This window comes from Rhodococcus sp. 06-1460-1B (assembly GCF_002258475.1).
Taxonomy (GTDB): domain Bacteria; phylum Actinomycetota; class Actinomycetes; order Mycobacteriales; family Mycobacteriaceae; genus Rhodococcoides; species Rhodococcoides fascians.
This window is the reverse complement of sequence record NZ_NOYS01000004.1, coordinates 73,159-88,181: the sequence shown is the minus strand read 5'-3', so window position 1 is coordinate 88,181 and position 15,023 is coordinate 73,159. Positions and strand designations below refer to the sequence as shown.

The window sequence follows — 15,023 nt, the reverse complement described above, 5'->3', positions numbered from 1 at the left end:
ACGAAAGGCTCAATGATCGCCCATGATTCTCGCAACCGCACAGGCCGTGCAGGACTTCTCGGTCCAGGCCATCGAATTCAACGTCACCGCCGAACTACCGCCCGGCGCGAACGGACTGCTCAAACTGTTGAACTGGCTGCTGTGGGGAGTGCTGCTGGCCTGCATGGCCGCGATCGTGTTCTCGGGCGGAAAGATGGCCTGGGAGAAGTGGAACCAGGGCTCGATCCAAGCCCCGAAGATACTCCTCGGCGCTCTGGTCGGCGCGATCGTCTCCGGTAGCGCCAACGCCATCCTCAACGCCGTCGCCGGCGGATGACCGGGGCCACCGACGGCGGGACTGTCCTGGCCATGCCCGCCGATGTCGTCGAGAACATCAACACCGCCCTCGGGTGGATGCTCGGGCTCGTCGCGGTGGCTTGCGTAGGAAAGATCATCTTCGTCGGTGCCCGCATGGCCTGGGATCACCAGCACACCCCCGGGGTCGAATCGCCTGTCTCGGCGGAGTTCTTCGCCGCAGTCATCGGCTGGATACTCGCCGCCGTCGCCGCCGGAGGTATCGCCGCGGCCCTACTGGACGCGACCGGCACCGTCTCGAACGATCCGCAACCGAACCCCACCGTCGTCGACGACATCGAACGCATCAACCCACCTCTGGAAGGCGGACAATGACCATCGCCACTCACTCCCGCACGGGCCGTCGGTACCTGGCCGCAGGTGCGGCCACCGCGATCACGGTCGGCCTCCTGCTGGCCGGGTGCGGCAGCGACGAGACGGAGCCGCAGAGCGATGCTCCCGCAGCACCGAGCATCGATATTCACCGTGCCCCCGATATCGCCTCCTGGACCACAGCAGGGAGCATTGCGGTGCCCCTGGGCGCAGTGGACGGCCCGACCTCGTCCCCAGGGGCACCGTTCGCCGGCTACACCCAGACCCCTCAAGGGGCAGCGCTGGCCGCGATCGACCAATCGGTCCAGCTTGCCACCGCCGTCGACGGACGTTGGGCGGAAATCCTGCCCGCTGTAACCGTTCCCGGCCAGGGCCGCGACCTGTGGGCCGGCAACCGAGCGTTGGTCTCCACCAGCGGCATCGATCCTTCCGTCGCCCCCGAGATCGTCGGCTACATGATCGAGGAGTACTCGGGCGACGCCGCCGATGTCTCGATCGTCCAGCGCTTCCCCGACGACTCGCTGGCCTCGACTCTGACCCCGGTGACCTGGTCCGGCGATGACTGGAAGCTCACCCTCCCGGTCAGCGACACCAACCCGGTCGAGGATCTGGCTACCCTTCCCGACGACATCGTCGACTTGGAAGGAACCAGACAATGACCGAGCCGCACTACGACGAAAACCCCACGCCTGCAACAGAACCGACCGAGCCGGAAGGCAAGCGCATCGGCACCGTCGGCTGGATCGGCGTCGGGATGGTGGTGGTCATCATGCTCGCCGGTCTCGCCGTGAGCCTGGTGGTCCTCTCCCGCGACCAGGACACACCCCTGGTCCCCCTCGACGACGGCGGCACCGCGGCGCAGGTGACCCCGCAGGACACTGCCGGTTTGTTCGAGCCCGATCCCGAGTTCGATTCCCTCGACCGGGTGGTCTACGTCCCGAAGGACCCGAACGGGGTCGTCCTCGAGCAGAAGACTCCTCCCGCCGGCCGCACGCCCGAGACCGCTCCGGAAGGGGTGATGCTTCAACGGGTGCACGGCAACATGGTGCTGCCGTTCTCCACCTCGGACGGGCCGACTGCTATCGATTCCTCCGGTGTGGCAACAGGATTCAGCCACACCCCTCAGGGTGCGGCGTTGGCTGCGGCGCACTACATCGCCTACTTCACCGGCGGAAACGACCGCATCGACATGATCGCAGCGTCGGGTCGGGCCGACGATCCGACCGGCACCATCGCAGAAGCCAAGCGCTACAACGCCACCGGCGTTCTCGGGTCCGTCGCGGACGGCTCCGCATACGTTGCCCTGCCCTCCTTGAAATTGAACTACACCGACGCCCTCACCCGCGTCTCGTTCGGCTACACCGCCACCCTCAAGGACGGCTCCACCCAGTACCGGCGCGTGTTCTCGGACTTCATCTGGCGCGAGGACCGTGGATGGGTCATCCAGGTCCGACCGCTGAACTCCCCCCAGGGATCGACCGTCGGCGGTACCGCCGACCAGACGCCATTCGAGCCGGGGTGGCTGACATGGTGGTAACCCACAAGCCCCGAACGCTTCTGACTTACCTGCTGCGCTCCACGCTCATGTTCGTTGCTGTTTTCGCGCTGGTCGCGGGTAACGCCGGCATCGCGGCCGCACAGGACCCGCCGCCGGATGACCCGTCATTCGTCGAGAACGCCGCCACAGCCTCGACGTGCTCGAACGCCGTCGGGCTCGGCGTCGCCATAGCCAGTGAGATCGCAAATGCGACGGGCGTGACCGACAGTGCGCCGAGCTGCCTCGACGCGGTAGGTGACGTCGCGGCAGCACCGATCAACGCCGTCAAGAACGTCGCCGAAGGCGCATTCGAGAAAGCCGGTCTGAGCTTCGGTGAGGCCGGCGGCGCGGCCCTGAAATTCGCTCTGGGCTGGTGGATCGAGATCCCCGGCCAGAACGAACAGGCATTCCAGAGCGTGCTGTCCACGGTCGGCGGCTACACCTACGACATCCAGCTGGCGTTCCTCATCGTCTCGATCATCCTGCTCGGCGGCAAACTCGCCCTCGCCCGATCGGGAGCAATTCGGCAGGTCTCGGAGGAAGGATTCCGCCAACTCGCCCGTGCCACGATCATTTCCGGTTCCATCGGCTTCTTCGTGGTCATCGGCACCCGGATATCGGACGGGGTCAGTAGCTGGTTCATCACCTCCACCGTCGGAGACGATCCCGCCAAGCTCGTCGAAGCAATGGTGCGGATCACGGTGTTCACCGGATCGGGCGGCATCGCGATGCTGTTCGTCATCGGACTGATCGGCATCCTCGGCGGTCTGCTGATGGCGTTCCTGCTCATCATGCGCATGGGCATGCTCGTCGTCGTGTCGGCGTTCCTGCCGATCGTCGCGGCCGCCGGCGGAACCCGCATCGGTGCGGGCGCATACGACCGCCTCATCGCCTGGACGCTGGCGTTCCTACTCTTCAAGCCGGTCGGCGCGTTCGTCATCGGAATCTCGGCCATGCTCTTCGCCCAGTCCGCACCCTCGCAGGAAGCCGACGGCGGCATCATGACCGCCGTCGTCGGAGCACTCCTGCTGGCCTGCACCGCATTGGTGTTGCCGTCGCTGATGAAGCTGCTGCTTCCTGAAACCTCGGGCGGTGCAGGCGGTCTCGCTGCCGCTGCCGCTCTCACTGGTGCCGCGGTCCAGATCGGCGGCATGGCCGCGACCGGCGGTGCCAGCGCAGGTGCGGGCGCGGCCGGCGGCGCAGCGGGCGGCGCGGCCGGCGGCGGCGCAGTCGAGGGATGGGCTCCGTCGAGCTCGTCCGGATCGGTTCCCGCGTCCTTCGGTGTCGGCCCCTCCGGTGGAGGCGGCGGCGGAAGTGACAGCTCGGGGCCGAGCAGCGGCGGATCGGACGGTGGAGGCGGCGGAGGCGGATCGATGCCCAGCGGTACCGGTGCAGGCGATTCCGGCGCAGAGACAGCAGGGCGGGCCACCGACGCCGGCGGACCGGCCGCCGGGGGTGGATCGGCCCCGGATTCCTTCGGGTCCGGCGTCGACGGAGCAGCCGACCGCAACCTGGGAAACACCAACGAAGACAGGGGCTTTCAGATATGAACCACCACTGCGACAACCGCGATGAGCTATCCGCCGGGGTAGATCGGTCGATCGCATCGAGTGCAACGCTGGTGCCTCGTCGACCAGCCGGATGGCAGCAGGATCCAGCGTTCTGGATTGCCGCCCGCCGTGTGGCGGCCGCGATCGGTGTCACCGACCGGCCGGGCAGGACGATTCGATGAGCAGCGAGCGCAGAGTCCCGACCACCTACGGCGCGTGGCGATTGCCGCGTTCGGGCGGTGCATTCGGTGTGAGCTTCGCAGTGACCATCATCGGCATGGGCGTGGCCGTGGCCATGATCGCCACGTACCTGTTCACGCGGTCGTTGATGGCCTCGGGCCTGGTCGTCGCGGCCGGCGCGGTGGTGCTCGTGCCGATGGTGATGAACAAGGACGGCCAGAGCGGACACCGCCGATTCTCCGGCTGGCGTTCGGCTCTGACCTCGCGCCGTCGCGGGGAAGACACCTACGCCTCCGGTGCCTTCTCCAAGGTGCCCGGCGGAATGCTGAGACTCCCGGGTGTGCTCGCCGGCACCGACCTCTACGAGGCGATCGACTCCGCCGGCCGCACGTTCTCGATGATCCACATGCCCGACAAGAACATCTACACCGTCGAGCTCGCCGCCGAGCCGCAAGGCGGAGAGAACTTCGACCAGGAACACCTCGACCGCGCGGTGAACAACTGGGGACAGCAGCTCACCGCATTCGGCGACGTCTCCGACATCCCGTTGGTGGCCGCAGTACTCGAAACCGTTCCCGATACCGGCACGGTGCTGATGGAGACCGTGCGGGGCCGCGTGCGGCGCGACGCTCCCGAGCTCGCGCGCCAGTCGATGTACGAAACGGCCACCGGCACCGCCAAAGGCGGCGTCCGGATGGCCGCGCGTCTGGCGATCACCTTCGAGGCCCAGACCGACGAGCGCCGCAAGGACCCCACGGAGCAGGCCGTCGAGATCGCCCGTCGACTTCCCGAAATCACCTCTGCCGCAGCCGCTGCCGGGGTCATCTGCACCCCCATGACCGCCGACGAGGTCGCCGGAACGGTGCGCCGCTCCTACGATCCCGCTGCTCTCGAAGCCGTCGAAGCCGCTCTCTATTCCGGTCAGGGCACGGGCTTGAACTGGGCGGACTGCGGGCCCCGCACGGCGTTCCGCATGCGCGATCGCTACCTGCACGACGGCGCGGTGTCGGTGACCTGGGAAATGCGGGCCGCACCGAAACGCGCAGTCACCGAACGCGTTCTCGAACGCCTCATCCGCCCGCACGCCGAGCTGCCGCACAAGCGGGTGACGATCATCTACCGCGTCCACCCCGCCGGCGAGGCCGCCGATGTCGCCGCCAGCGACTACCGCAACGCCCGCGCCCGCCGATCCGGACGCACCGGCCTGGACAACATGAGCGACGTCAACGACGAGCGCGCCGCCAATCTCGCCCAGCAGGAACAGTCCCTCGGGCACGGTATGACCCGCTTCGCGGTCCTGATCACCGTCACCGGACCCGCCGAGACCACCGACGTCCCCCGCATCGATGCCATCCTGCGCGACGTCTCGGTCCAGGCCCTGCTGTCGGTGCGGCGCAGCAACTACTGGCAGGACGCGGCATTCGCGGTCGGTCTCGGGGTCGGGGTCTCGGCACCCGAACACACCTCCCTGCCGCGCCTGGCCGACGGCTGATTCACGCCGACCGCCACCACTCCTGCGTTGTCGACCGATCGAGAGGACCGCCCCGGTGCCCACCACCCACGCCCGCCCGCCCAAGCCCGCATCGACCCGCGTCGACAAGTACAAGGTCATGTCCGACGAGGAGCGGACCGCGCTCGAACGGCGGTGCGCGGCTGCGACCGGTATCACCGCGTTCTGGCTGCGTGCCCGCCTCAACCGTGACGCGAACCACCGCCGCAACCGTGACCGCGACCTGGCTCTGCTCGGTGACGGCACCGACGCGGCGCGGTTCACCGAATCCGACGCGCGCGGATTCAAAGGCGCGAGCAGCGGCCGCATGGCCATCGTGTTGCCGCCGGTGGAGTACCGCGGCACTACCAAGCAGGTCGCGGGGCTGTATCCGTGGATCTTCGGTGCCTCCGCACCGATCCTCGGGCCGATCCTCGGACCGCACCTGTCGACCGGCGCTCCGGTCGGATTCTCACCGCTCGCTGCGAAAGAACGCGGCGCGATCACCGCGCCGGCGTGCATCATCATCGCGCTCAACGGATTCGGAAAGTCGACCCTGCTGCGCCGTATCGCGTTGGGAGACATCGCCGCCGGTATCCGGGTGATGTGGCCCGGCGACGTCAAGCCCGACGGCCGTAAGCTCACCGAAGCGGTCTGCACAACCGGCGTCAACGAAGTCGGTTACGGCACAGGCTCGTTGAATCCCCTCGATCCCGGACCGATCGGGGTCGCTCTGGCCCGGTACATCACCATCGATCCGGATCTGCGTCGCCGCTACGAGTTCGCGCTGCACTTCCGTCAGGTCAACCTCGTGCTGGCACTGTGCGAGATCGTCCGCCGAAGTCCGTTGCAGGACTACGAAGAAGCGGTCATCGACTCCGGTATCCGACTGCTCTACACACCCGTCTCCGACGGCGGCCGCGGACACGACGTCGAGCGGCCCGCACGCCTGTCGGACCTACTCGACCTCGTCGACAGCTGCCCCGACGAGCTGCAGAACGACGTCGTCGCGGACAGCGCCGAAGAGTACCGCGGGCAGGTCAAACCGCTGCTCCGGACCCTGCGCGCGCTCACCAAAGGCCGATTCGGGGAAACGTTCGACTCGAACACCACCGTCCGGATCGACATCGACAACCCGTCGACCTGCCTGGACATGTCCGCCGTCCCCGAAGGCGACTCCCTGATGCGTGCCGCCGTGCTGGTCTCGGGCTGGTCGGAGTGCTTCGCTGCCGTCGACGCCGCGCACCTGCGCGCCACCAGCGGCAACGGCCCACACCTGGCGTTCTCGATCCTGATGGACGAGCTCTGGCAGGTCCTCTCATGCGGTCCGACGATGGTCGACCGCCTCGACGGTGTTCAACGCCTGCAGCGCACCAAAGGCGTCGGCGTCATCGCGGTCAGCCACTCGGTGGCCGACCTCGAAAAAGTCGGTGCGACAGGGTTCTTCGAGCGCTCCCGCGCCCGCATCATCGGCCCCATCCCGCGCAGCGAGGTCGCCCGCCTCTCGGAGGTCATGCAGTTCTCCGAGCGGGAGAAGACGATGCTCACCAACTGGTCGGACTCGGCCGACCTGGGTTCGGCCGCGACCGCGATGACCGCGGCGCGGATTCGCTGCAAGCACTGCTCACGGTCGCTGCTCTACCTCGCCGGCACCCAGACACCGGAATGGGTGCACCAGGACAGCGAAGCTCGGTACTGCGACGCCGTCGACCCGCAACAGGACGCGCACTTCCAGGCACAGGACACCGACCGCATCGCCGAACCACTCGAAGCGGTCAAGCAGCCACCCTCCGGGATGGGGCACTTCCTGCTCAAGCTCGGTGAAGGCGGCCGTCCCGGTGTCCCGTTCCGGGTGTGGGTGACCCCGGCCGAGAAGAAGTCGGGAATCCACGACACCGATGAGCGGCTCGACGCGGCCGCCGAAGAGCAGCGCCGTGCGGCGGTGACCCGATGACCGCGTTCGGTGGCGGTGAGCGCCGCAAGTACCGGATCGTCGACGACGCCACCCGCGATGCAGCGATCGGCACCGTCTGCGATGCGATCGAGAAGGGAACATCGTTCACCGCGGCCTGCAAGGTCGTCGCCCAGCACCTCGACGTCGCCGAAACGACGGTCCGCGGGTGGGTGAACGACTCCGGTCGGCGCCCGCGCGCCGATTTCGAGCAGGTCCTCGAACTGCGCCGCGCCCTCGAAGCCGCAGCCGAGCTCAACCACCGACTCGCCGCCGGGCGCACCAGCGGGTCGATGTTCGGGACGGCGACCAGCTGATGGCGTCCTCGTCGTCCTCCTCCTCGTCGGCCGTGACGGGCGTGCTCGCTGCCGTCGTGGCCGCGATGATGGGCCTGGTCGTGATGATGGCCTTCCTCGCGCAGGACGAAGAAGACCAGGCCGCGATCGGGGCACTCGATTGCATGCCCGGCAGCAGAGCGACCGGACAGACGCAGGGCAACCTCCTTGCTGCGCCCGGGTCGTTCATCAAACCCGTCGACCCCGCCCAAGTGACGTTCACCAGCGGCTTCGGGATGCGGTGGGGCTCGATGCACAAAGGCATCGATCTCGCCGGCCCGATCGGAACCCCGATCTACGCCGCCGCCGACGGCACGGTCAACGCCGCCGGCGACGCGTCCGGATTCGGGCAGTGGGTCGTACTCGACCACGTCATCGACGGCAAGACCATCTCCACCGTCTACGGCCACATCGACACTTTCACCGTCGCCGCCGGCCAACCCGTGCGCGCCGGGCAGCTCATCGCCACCATCGGCAACCGCGGCCAATCCACCGGCCCGCACCTGCATTTCGAGATCTGGGACGGTGGCCACGCCGGCGGGCAGGCCATCGACCCCCTCGCCCAGTACGAAGCCGCCCCGGCACCGGGACAGGCTCCCGCTGCGCCGAGTCCGGCACCGTCCGCCCCTGCTGCTCCCGCTGCCCCGGTCGACCAGCTCGCCGGCGCTACCGCAGGCGGCGGTGACCTCTCGGCCCCGACACCGGCGTCGATGGGTTCGGAAGCGAACTTGCAGGTCGGCACCAAACGCCTGATGCGCGCCCTGGCCATGAAGTTCGGGGACCGGCTCGACTCCCTCGGCGGGTGGCGCGCGAACGGCGGAGCGGCCACCGATCACCCTGAGGGCCGCGCCGTCGACGCGATGATCCCGAACTACTCCTCCGGCGAAGGCGTCGCGCTCGGCAACGAAGTCCTCGACTACGTCATGGCCAACGCCGACTTCTTCCACCTCGAGTATGCGATCTGGCGTCAGACCATCCATTTCCCCGGCCAGGAGCCCTCGCTGATGGAGGACCGCGGCTCGGACAACGAAAACCATATGAATCACGTCCACATCACCGTCGACGCCTCCGGCTTCGACGACGCCGGCACTGTCTGGGGACAGCTGCCCGGCAGTGGCGGGGCGGGATCGAACGCTGCGGCCACGAGCCCGGGCTGCACCGTCGCCGGCGGAGGCCTCGGTGAAGATCTCGCCGACGGATCGGTCCCGCCCGAGTTCGAGCCGTGGATCCGCAAAGCAGGCGGGATCTGCCCGCAGATCAAGCCCTCGCTCATCGCCGCTCAGCTCGACGCCGAGAACGGATTCGCCTACGGCGCAAACGCTCCCGTCTCCTCCACCGGTGCCGGTGGGCCCGCACAGTTCATGCCGGGCACCTGGGCGACCTACGGCAAGGACTACGACGGCGACGGACGCGTCGACGTCAACTCCATCGGGGACGCGGTCATGGCCCAGGGCCAGTACATGTGCGATATCGCCAAGGCCATCGACGCCGGTATCGCAGACGGCCGCGTGTCCGCACCGAACGGACCCACCGAGCTCTATCTCGCCGGCTACAACGCCGGCGAAGGAGCCGTGCTCTCCTCCGGCGGATTCCCCACCGGCTCCACCGATTACGTCGTTCAGACCCGCCCGTACGCCGACAAGATCATCGCCGGTGAAGCCAAGTACAGGAAGCAGAACTCATGAACGCCCACACTCGCGGCACCTCACCGGCTCGTCGACGCCGCGCACTCGCCGCGGGCATCACCGCGGCCGCAGTACTGGCCATCTCCGGCTGCGGGGGCTCACCCGATTCCGATCCGATCCCCGAAGGCACCGACGCACACGTCCAGATCGACCCGCTCGACCCCGCGGGCCTGGATGCCTCCGGTGCCGCGACGACAGCGATGAACGCCATTCTGTCCTGGCAACCCGCCGTCGACGACAGCAAAGCCGACGCGCTCGCCCGCGCACGGCCGTGGATCACCACACCCCTGATCGACACCCTCGATGCACCCCAGAGCACCACCGCGCTACGTCCGGACAGGGAGTGGGACGCCTGGGCCCGCTCGAAAGACACCCTCACCGCCACCTGCTGGCCCGTCGAGGGTGCCACCGCCCCGCCGGCCGGAATGCGGACGGTCATCGTCGACCTCGAATGCCGACAACGAGTCCTCCACGCCGACGGCTCGTCGACACAGCGGCCCGCCGAACCGTGGCGGGCAACGGTCATCACCACCCCGAACGGATGGAAGCTCTCCGACTTCCGGTACCGCACATGACCGAACCACCACCACGCCAGCACATCACCCGCTCGACCACGACGGACAAAGGAGCACCGACCGTGACCATCACACCTTCGACCAACACTCACCCCCTGGACGCAGTGGGGAGGTTCCGGCTCTGGGCTGCCTGCGCGGTGGCCGCCCTGGTGCTGTGGGCGGTATGGACCATCCCGTTCCCCGCCACCGCCGTCGACACCATCGCAGCCAGTGACGATCCCGCGGTGCGCGGTGCCGTGAACAGCGGGTGGTGGGCAGTGATCGTCGCCGTGTGCGCGGTGGCCTTCGGATCGCTGATCGCCGTCGTCGTCGACTACCAGCGGGGCCGAGACTGGCCGCTCACTGCCCTGCGATCGACCCTCAAACTGCTCGCCATCGCCGCCGGTACATGGTGCCTGTGGACGGTCATCGTATTGGGCGCACTCGACGCGGCGGCTCGATCATGATCGAGCGAGATCGCCACCAGCACAAGTCCGAACGCCTAGAGCACATCTCGGCCGACGAGGGCCGAATCAACACGACCGAATGCATCCACCGGGCGCGCCTGTTCTCCGACTACGCGCCCACACATCGGCACGTCCGGCCACCACATCCACCGGGACTGGCTGCCGGACAGGACGGGAGGAACTACCGATGACCCACCCCACCGACGACGCGATCGTGCACTGGACGGTCCTGATCGCCAAAGCAGCAGCCCTACAGAATGTTTCGACCACCGCCCCACAACACGACACCCCACCGAACACGATCGAGGAGCCCCGATGAACTCCACCAAAGGAGAACCATCATGAACAACGATGTCAAAGACCCCACAAACGACACGGCCACCATGTGGTTGCTCGGCGGAATCGCCAGTGCCGCTGTGCTCGTCGGCGGTGGAGCATCGGTGTCGCTGCACCTGGGCAGCGCTTTGTCCGATACCGACCAGAACGTGCCCGCCAACCCCGCCGACGTCGTCTCCCAGCTCTACACCGGGGATCTGGTGTGGCCGACCGGTGCCACCATCGTCGCAGTGTTCTTCGCGCTCCTGCTGCTGGTGTTGCTCGGGGCGGTGGCGGTCGGCCTCGCCCGTCGCCGCGCCGGCCGCAGCCGCGTCGACGACGCCGCCAAATACCTCGCCTCCATCAAAGATGTCCGGTCGTTGACCGAAAAGTCCTGCCGCGCAGCGGCAGACAGGCTCGGAACCCCGATCGAGAAGGGTTGCCCGCCCGGGGTGCCGCTCGGCGTCATGGTCGGAACGAACGCCAGGCTGTACGCCGACATCGAGTCCACGCACGTCGACATCTGGGGTCCGCGTACCGGTAAGACCACCTCCCGGGTCGTTCCGGCGATCCTCGCCGCGATCGGGTCTGTGCTGACCACCAGTAACAAGCGCGACGTCGTCGACATCACCCGCGCATACCGCGCCGAGGTCGGCACCATCCGCGTCTTCGATCCCCAGAGGGTGGCGCACGAACCCCCGACGTGGTTCTGGGATCCACTGTCCTGGGTGCGATCGGAGACCGCGACCACGGCTGCGGCCGATGACATCGACGATGTATTCACGGACGTGTCGGTGCACGAACGCAAAGCCGCGGCGCTGGCCAAGCAGTTCGCTGTCGGCCCGGACGGTCAAGCTGCGAGCAAGGATTCGTTCTTCGACCCCGAGGGCGAGGACCTGCTGGCATCGCTGATTCTCGCCGCCGCGACCTCCCGCTATGGAATAACCCAGGTGTACCGGTGGGTGACCGACGAGCAGAACCTCGAGCCGATCCAGCTGCTCCGCGAGGGCGGCTACTCCCTGATGGCAGACGGCCTCTCAGCGCACTACAACGCCACCCCGAAGCAACGCAGCGGCGTGTTCACCACCGCGAAGAAGATGATCAACTGCCTCAAGCTCAGCTCGGTCCACCCCTGGATCGAGCGGACCGGACCGGGCGACACCCGGCCCGAGTTCGACCCTGCCACGTTCGCGCGGTCGAAGACCGACACCCTGTACAGCCTGTCGAAGGAAGGTGTCGGGTCGGTCGGGCCTCTGGTCACTGCCCTCACTGTCGCGGTGTGTGACGAGATCCTCGACTACGCCAGCGAGATCGAGGGCGGGCGTCTGCGGACGCCGGTCCTGTTCGCCCTCGACGAAGTCGCCAATGTCGTTCGCTGGCAGGAGCTTCCCGGCCTCTACAGCCACTTCGGCTCACGCGGCATCATCATCATGTCCATCCTGCAGTCGTGGTCGCAGGGGGTACGGTGCTGGGGCGAGGACGGCATGAAAGCGCTGTGGTCGGCCGCGAACGTAAAGGTCTACGGCGGCGGCGTCGCCGTCGACGACGGACCGTTCCTGCGCAACATGTCCACCGCCGTGGGCGATCACCACGAACTCTCCGGATCGGTCTCGTCCGGACGAGGCGGTGGGTCGCAATCGCGACAGCGAACCAAGGTGCGCACCCTGACCGAAGCCGAACTCGAAGCCCTCCCCCGCGGCCGTGCCCTGGTCCGCTCGTCAGGCAACCTGCCGGTGCTGATCAAGACGGTGCAATGGAGCAACGGCCCGTACGCCGACGCCGTGGCCGCCGCGCAGGAGCGAGCCGATAAGGCCGCCGACGACGACCGGGCCGGCACCGTCCGACTCGACAAGACACCCGAGTTCAGCGGAACCGAAGCCACGCCGCTATGAGCGAGGACGATCCCGACTTCGATCCGCTGAGCGAGATCCCGCCGCCCGACGAACCCCCGCCCTACGACGACCTTCCCGCGTTCGAGGAAGCCCCGCCGTTCGACCCGCGCAACGAGACAGATGACGACGCAACGAAATACGCGTCGATAGGCGAGCTGCCACCGAGCCTGCAAGCGTTGGTCGAGCACAGCGTGAACAGACGCATCAGCAAAGAACTCGCCACGATCGCGGAGGCGCAGTTCGAGGAGGCCCTGACACCCGAGCTGTACGAACGGATGCAGACCGCCACGGCACGCGCACTGGCGGCGCACCTCGAGGAAGCAGCACGTCGAGCCGAAGCGGACGCCGACAACGCCGAAGCAAAGCCGGTGTACGAGACCCTGCTCGACTTCGTCGACGAGATGATCCGGCCGCACTATCGCCGCGAGGTGGTCGACGGCAACAGCAGGAAATGGTGCCCGCAGTGGTGGGCGCACGGTGAGGCGTACCGCCGTCTCGACGCTCTCTGGCGCGCATGGGAGCACCTGAGGCAAGACCCGAACACCGGGATGAGCGTGTGGTGGAGAGATCACGCCGACCACCACATGAGCAAGCTGTTCGACCCGCAAGGCCCGTTCTCCGCCTGCAGCGTCAAACACGGACACAAGACGTCCCTGCCGCCGCTGCCCGCCGATCCACCCGACCCGGCCCTGTTCGGAACACCCGCAGATCCGCGAACCGCCGCGCCCGCACCTGAGCTCGTACCCGCCGCATCCGAAGGAGACGAACACCGATGACTCACCCCACCGACGCCCTGACCGACGACCTCGCCCGGGCCCTCCGCACCACCCTGCAGGTCGCCATGCTCGCCGGACAAGACATCGCGCGTCGACGCGAGAACCGACTCCGCCAGGCACAACAGGACAGCGAGCAACGCGCTGCCGCCCTCACCGCTCGACTACGTGCCGAACGTGCCTCCGCTGAGGCGCAACTACGTCCGGTTCATTCTCCGCGCTGGTGGACTGCCGCAAACCCGGAGATCCTCGCGAACACCTACCGCACCGCGTACGCGTGGAAGGACCAATCACCGCTCGCCGCCGACACTCTCACCCACCTCGACGAGCAACTAGCGCAGCGGCACGGAATCGACACCAGCAAGCTTGGCGTCGACAGAGCAGCCGTCGCGGACAAGGTCGAGGCGGTCATGAACGAACGCATCGCCCGCGAGAAGGCATCCGAGCCGTTCACCGAGCGCGGCTTCACCGTCGTCGAGGACCGTCCCGCCGGCCGAGGATTCATTCCCACCTGGGACCTCCGGCAAGCCAGCGGTGAGAACGTCGATCGAGAGACCATCGACGCCGCACCCGCTCACTGGGCGGTCTACCTCGCCCGGGACAAAGAAACTGGCGACTGGACGCCCGAGTACTTCTGCACCGACTCCGACGCGGCCGGCTTGAACCGCCCGATCCCTCCGCTGTATCTCGCCTACGAGGACTGGTGGTGGGAGATGGCCGCGGAGCACCAGATCGCGGAAATTCACGACCAGTTCGTCCACAACGGCAGCGCCTACGGCATCGCCCACATGCAAGATCAGATCTCCCGGCGCTACGGCATCGACGCCCGACCGTTCGCCGGCCTACCGGACGACCTCGCAGCCCGCATCAGCACTGTCACCGCCGAACGCGACAAGGAACGCGCCGACGACAAAGGCACCCGAGAGCGAGTCGACGCCGCCGCTGCGATCGCGCAGGCAGACGCGATCGACAAGTCGGCCAACCGCCGCCAGACGAGCGAGGCCACCGCGCAGCTCGCGCAAGAGCCCGCACCCTCTCCCCGCGAACAGCAGGAATTCGCGGACGCGTTGGAGTGGGCCAAGCAAGCGGTTCCACGCGACGCCGAACGCTACGTCGACACGGTCGGCCGCCGCCAGGACGCTGCCCGCGAGACCATCATCACCGGCTGGGAAGTAGCACAGTCGAAAGGATGGGCCGCAGACCACGCGCCCGCACTTGCAGCTCAGTTCGCGCAGAGCGAGGCGTCGGCGAACCGGGAGGACTACCTCACTGCCAGAACGGAACTGATCGGGGAATGGACGGCCGCAGGACGTCCCCACGTCGATGTCATATCCGCGTTAGCGCCGCCTGCGGTCCCGTTCAAGTACGACTCGAAGGAACGCCGCGACGCACTGACGGCGACGCTGAACGCCGCCGGCGTCGATCCGGACGCAATCGCAGCCCGGCTCGCCGCTGATCGCGACAACGCCCACCCGATCGGCGCTCCCGTCGCAGGCGCATCTTCATCACCGAAGGCCCGCAAGGGCGACCGCAGCGCCGGCGTCGAAGTCAGCACCGAGAAAGGTGACCGATAAGCACGTTCTCTAAGAAGAGCCCGCCTCCATTGGGAGGCGGGCTCTCGGTTTTCAG

15 protein-coding genes are annotated in these 15,023 nt (G+C 67.7%); all 15 read left to right on the top strand.

What is annotated here, in order from left to right; genetic code table 11:
- The first annotated feature begins 22 nt into the window (after positions 1-22).
- The 15 genes from CH268_RS01015 to CH268_RS00940 all read left to right on the top strand — a co-directional run bounded on the left by CH268_RS01015 (position 23) and on the right by CH268_RS00940 (position 14,968).
- Positions 23-316 carry a hypothetical protein gene (locus CH268_RS01015; protein WP_008720862.1) on the top strand — a complete coding sequence of 98 codons (294 nt, stop codon included), beginning with the start codon at positions 23-25 and terminating at the stop codon, positions 314-316.
- Entirely contained in the window at positions 313-669 is a 357-nt protein-coding gene (locus tag CH268_RS01010) for a hypothetical protein (RefSeq protein ID WP_094662006.1), read from the top strand. The genes CH268_RS01015 and CH268_RS01010 overlap by 4 nt, the downstream gene beginning before the upstream one ends.
- The gene (locus CH268_RS01005) at positions 666-1,325 is read left to right on the top strand and encodes a hypothetical protein (protein ID WP_094662004.1); all 660 of its coding nucleotides are present in this window, start codon (positions 666-668) and stop codon (positions 1,323-1,325) included. The genes CH268_RS01010 and CH268_RS01005 overlap by 4 nt, the downstream gene beginning before the upstream one ends.
- Positions 1,322-2,203, top strand: a complete 882-nt coding sequence (locus CH268_RS01000; RefSeq protein ID WP_063217010.1) for a hypothetical protein — start codon at positions 1,322-1,324, stop codon at positions 2,201-2,203. Before CH268_RS01005 ends, CH268_RS01000 begins: the two co-directional genes overlap by 4 nt.
- On the top strand, positions 2,194-3,753 hold the full coding sequence (locus CH268_RS00995; protein WP_094662002.1) for a hypothetical protein: 1,560 nt from the start codon (positions 2,194-2,196) through the stop codon (positions 3,751-3,753). Before CH268_RS01000 ends, CH268_RS00995 begins: the two co-directional genes overlap by 10 nt.
- A gap of 178 nt (positions 3,754-3,931) precedes the next feature.
- Entirely contained in the window at positions 3,932-5,425 is a 1,494-nt protein-coding gene (locus CH268_RS00985) for an SCO6880 family protein (protein ID WP_094661998.1), read from the top strand.
- 55 nt (positions 5,426-5,480) lie between these two features.
- On the top strand, positions 5,481-7,376 hold the full coding sequence (locus CH268_RS00980) for an ATP-binding protein (RefSeq protein ID WP_094661996.1): 1,896 nt from the start codon (positions 5,481-5,483) through the stop codon (positions 7,374-7,376).
- Positions 7,373-7,690: a hypothetical protein gene (locus CH268_RS00975; RefSeq protein ID WP_094661994.1), complete on the top strand. Its 318-nt coding sequence runs from the start codon at positions 7,373-7,375 to the stop codon at positions 7,688-7,690. Before CH268_RS00980 ends, CH268_RS00975 begins: the two co-directional genes overlap by 4 nt.
- The gene (locus CH268_RS00970; protein ID WP_441346957.1) at positions 7,690-9,393 is read left to right on the top strand and encodes a peptidoglycan DD-metalloendopeptidase family protein; all 1,704 of its coding nucleotides are present in this window, start codon (positions 7,690-7,692) and stop codon (positions 9,391-9,393) included. The genes CH268_RS00975 and CH268_RS00970 overlap by 1 nt, the downstream gene beginning before the upstream one ends.
- Positions 9,390-9,968, top strand: coding sequence for a hypothetical protein (locus tag CH268_RS00965; RefSeq protein WP_255182261.1), 579 nt, complete (start codon positions 9,390-9,392; stop codon positions 9,966-9,968). The genes CH268_RS00970 and CH268_RS00965 overlap by 4 nt, the downstream gene beginning before the upstream one ends.
- Positions 9,969-10,030: 62 nt before the next feature.
- Positions 10,031-10,414 carry a hypothetical protein gene (locus CH268_RS00960; RefSeq protein ID WP_141215064.1) on the top strand — a complete coding sequence of 128 codons (384 nt, stop codon included), beginning with the start codon at positions 10,031-10,033 and terminating at the stop codon, positions 10,412-10,414.
- 187 nt (positions 10,415-10,601) lie between these two features.
- Positions 10,602-10,733, top strand: a complete 132-nt coding sequence (locus CH268_RS28120) for a hypothetical protein (protein ID WP_255182260.1) — start codon at positions 10,602-10,604, stop codon at positions 10,731-10,733.
- A gap of 22 nt (positions 10,734-10,755) precedes the next feature.
- On the top strand, positions 10,756-12,621 hold the full coding sequence (locus tag CH268_RS00950) for a type IV secretory system conjugative DNA transfer family protein (RefSeq protein ID WP_094661987.1): 1,866 nt from the start codon (positions 10,756-10,758) through the stop codon (positions 12,619-12,621).
- Entirely contained in the window at positions 12,618-13,397 is a 780-nt protein-coding gene (locus CH268_RS28115) for a DUF4913 domain-containing protein (RefSeq protein WP_255182259.1), read from the top strand. The genes CH268_RS00950 and CH268_RS28115 overlap by 4 nt, the downstream gene beginning before the upstream one ends.
- On the top strand, positions 13,394-14,968 hold the full coding sequence (locus tag CH268_RS00940; RefSeq protein ID WP_094661985.1) for a hypothetical protein: 1,575 nt from the start codon (positions 13,394-13,396) through the stop codon (positions 14,966-14,968). Before CH268_RS28115 ends, CH268_RS00940 begins: the two co-directional genes overlap by 4 nt.
- The last annotated feature ends 55 nt before the right edge of the window (positions 14,969-15,023 follow it).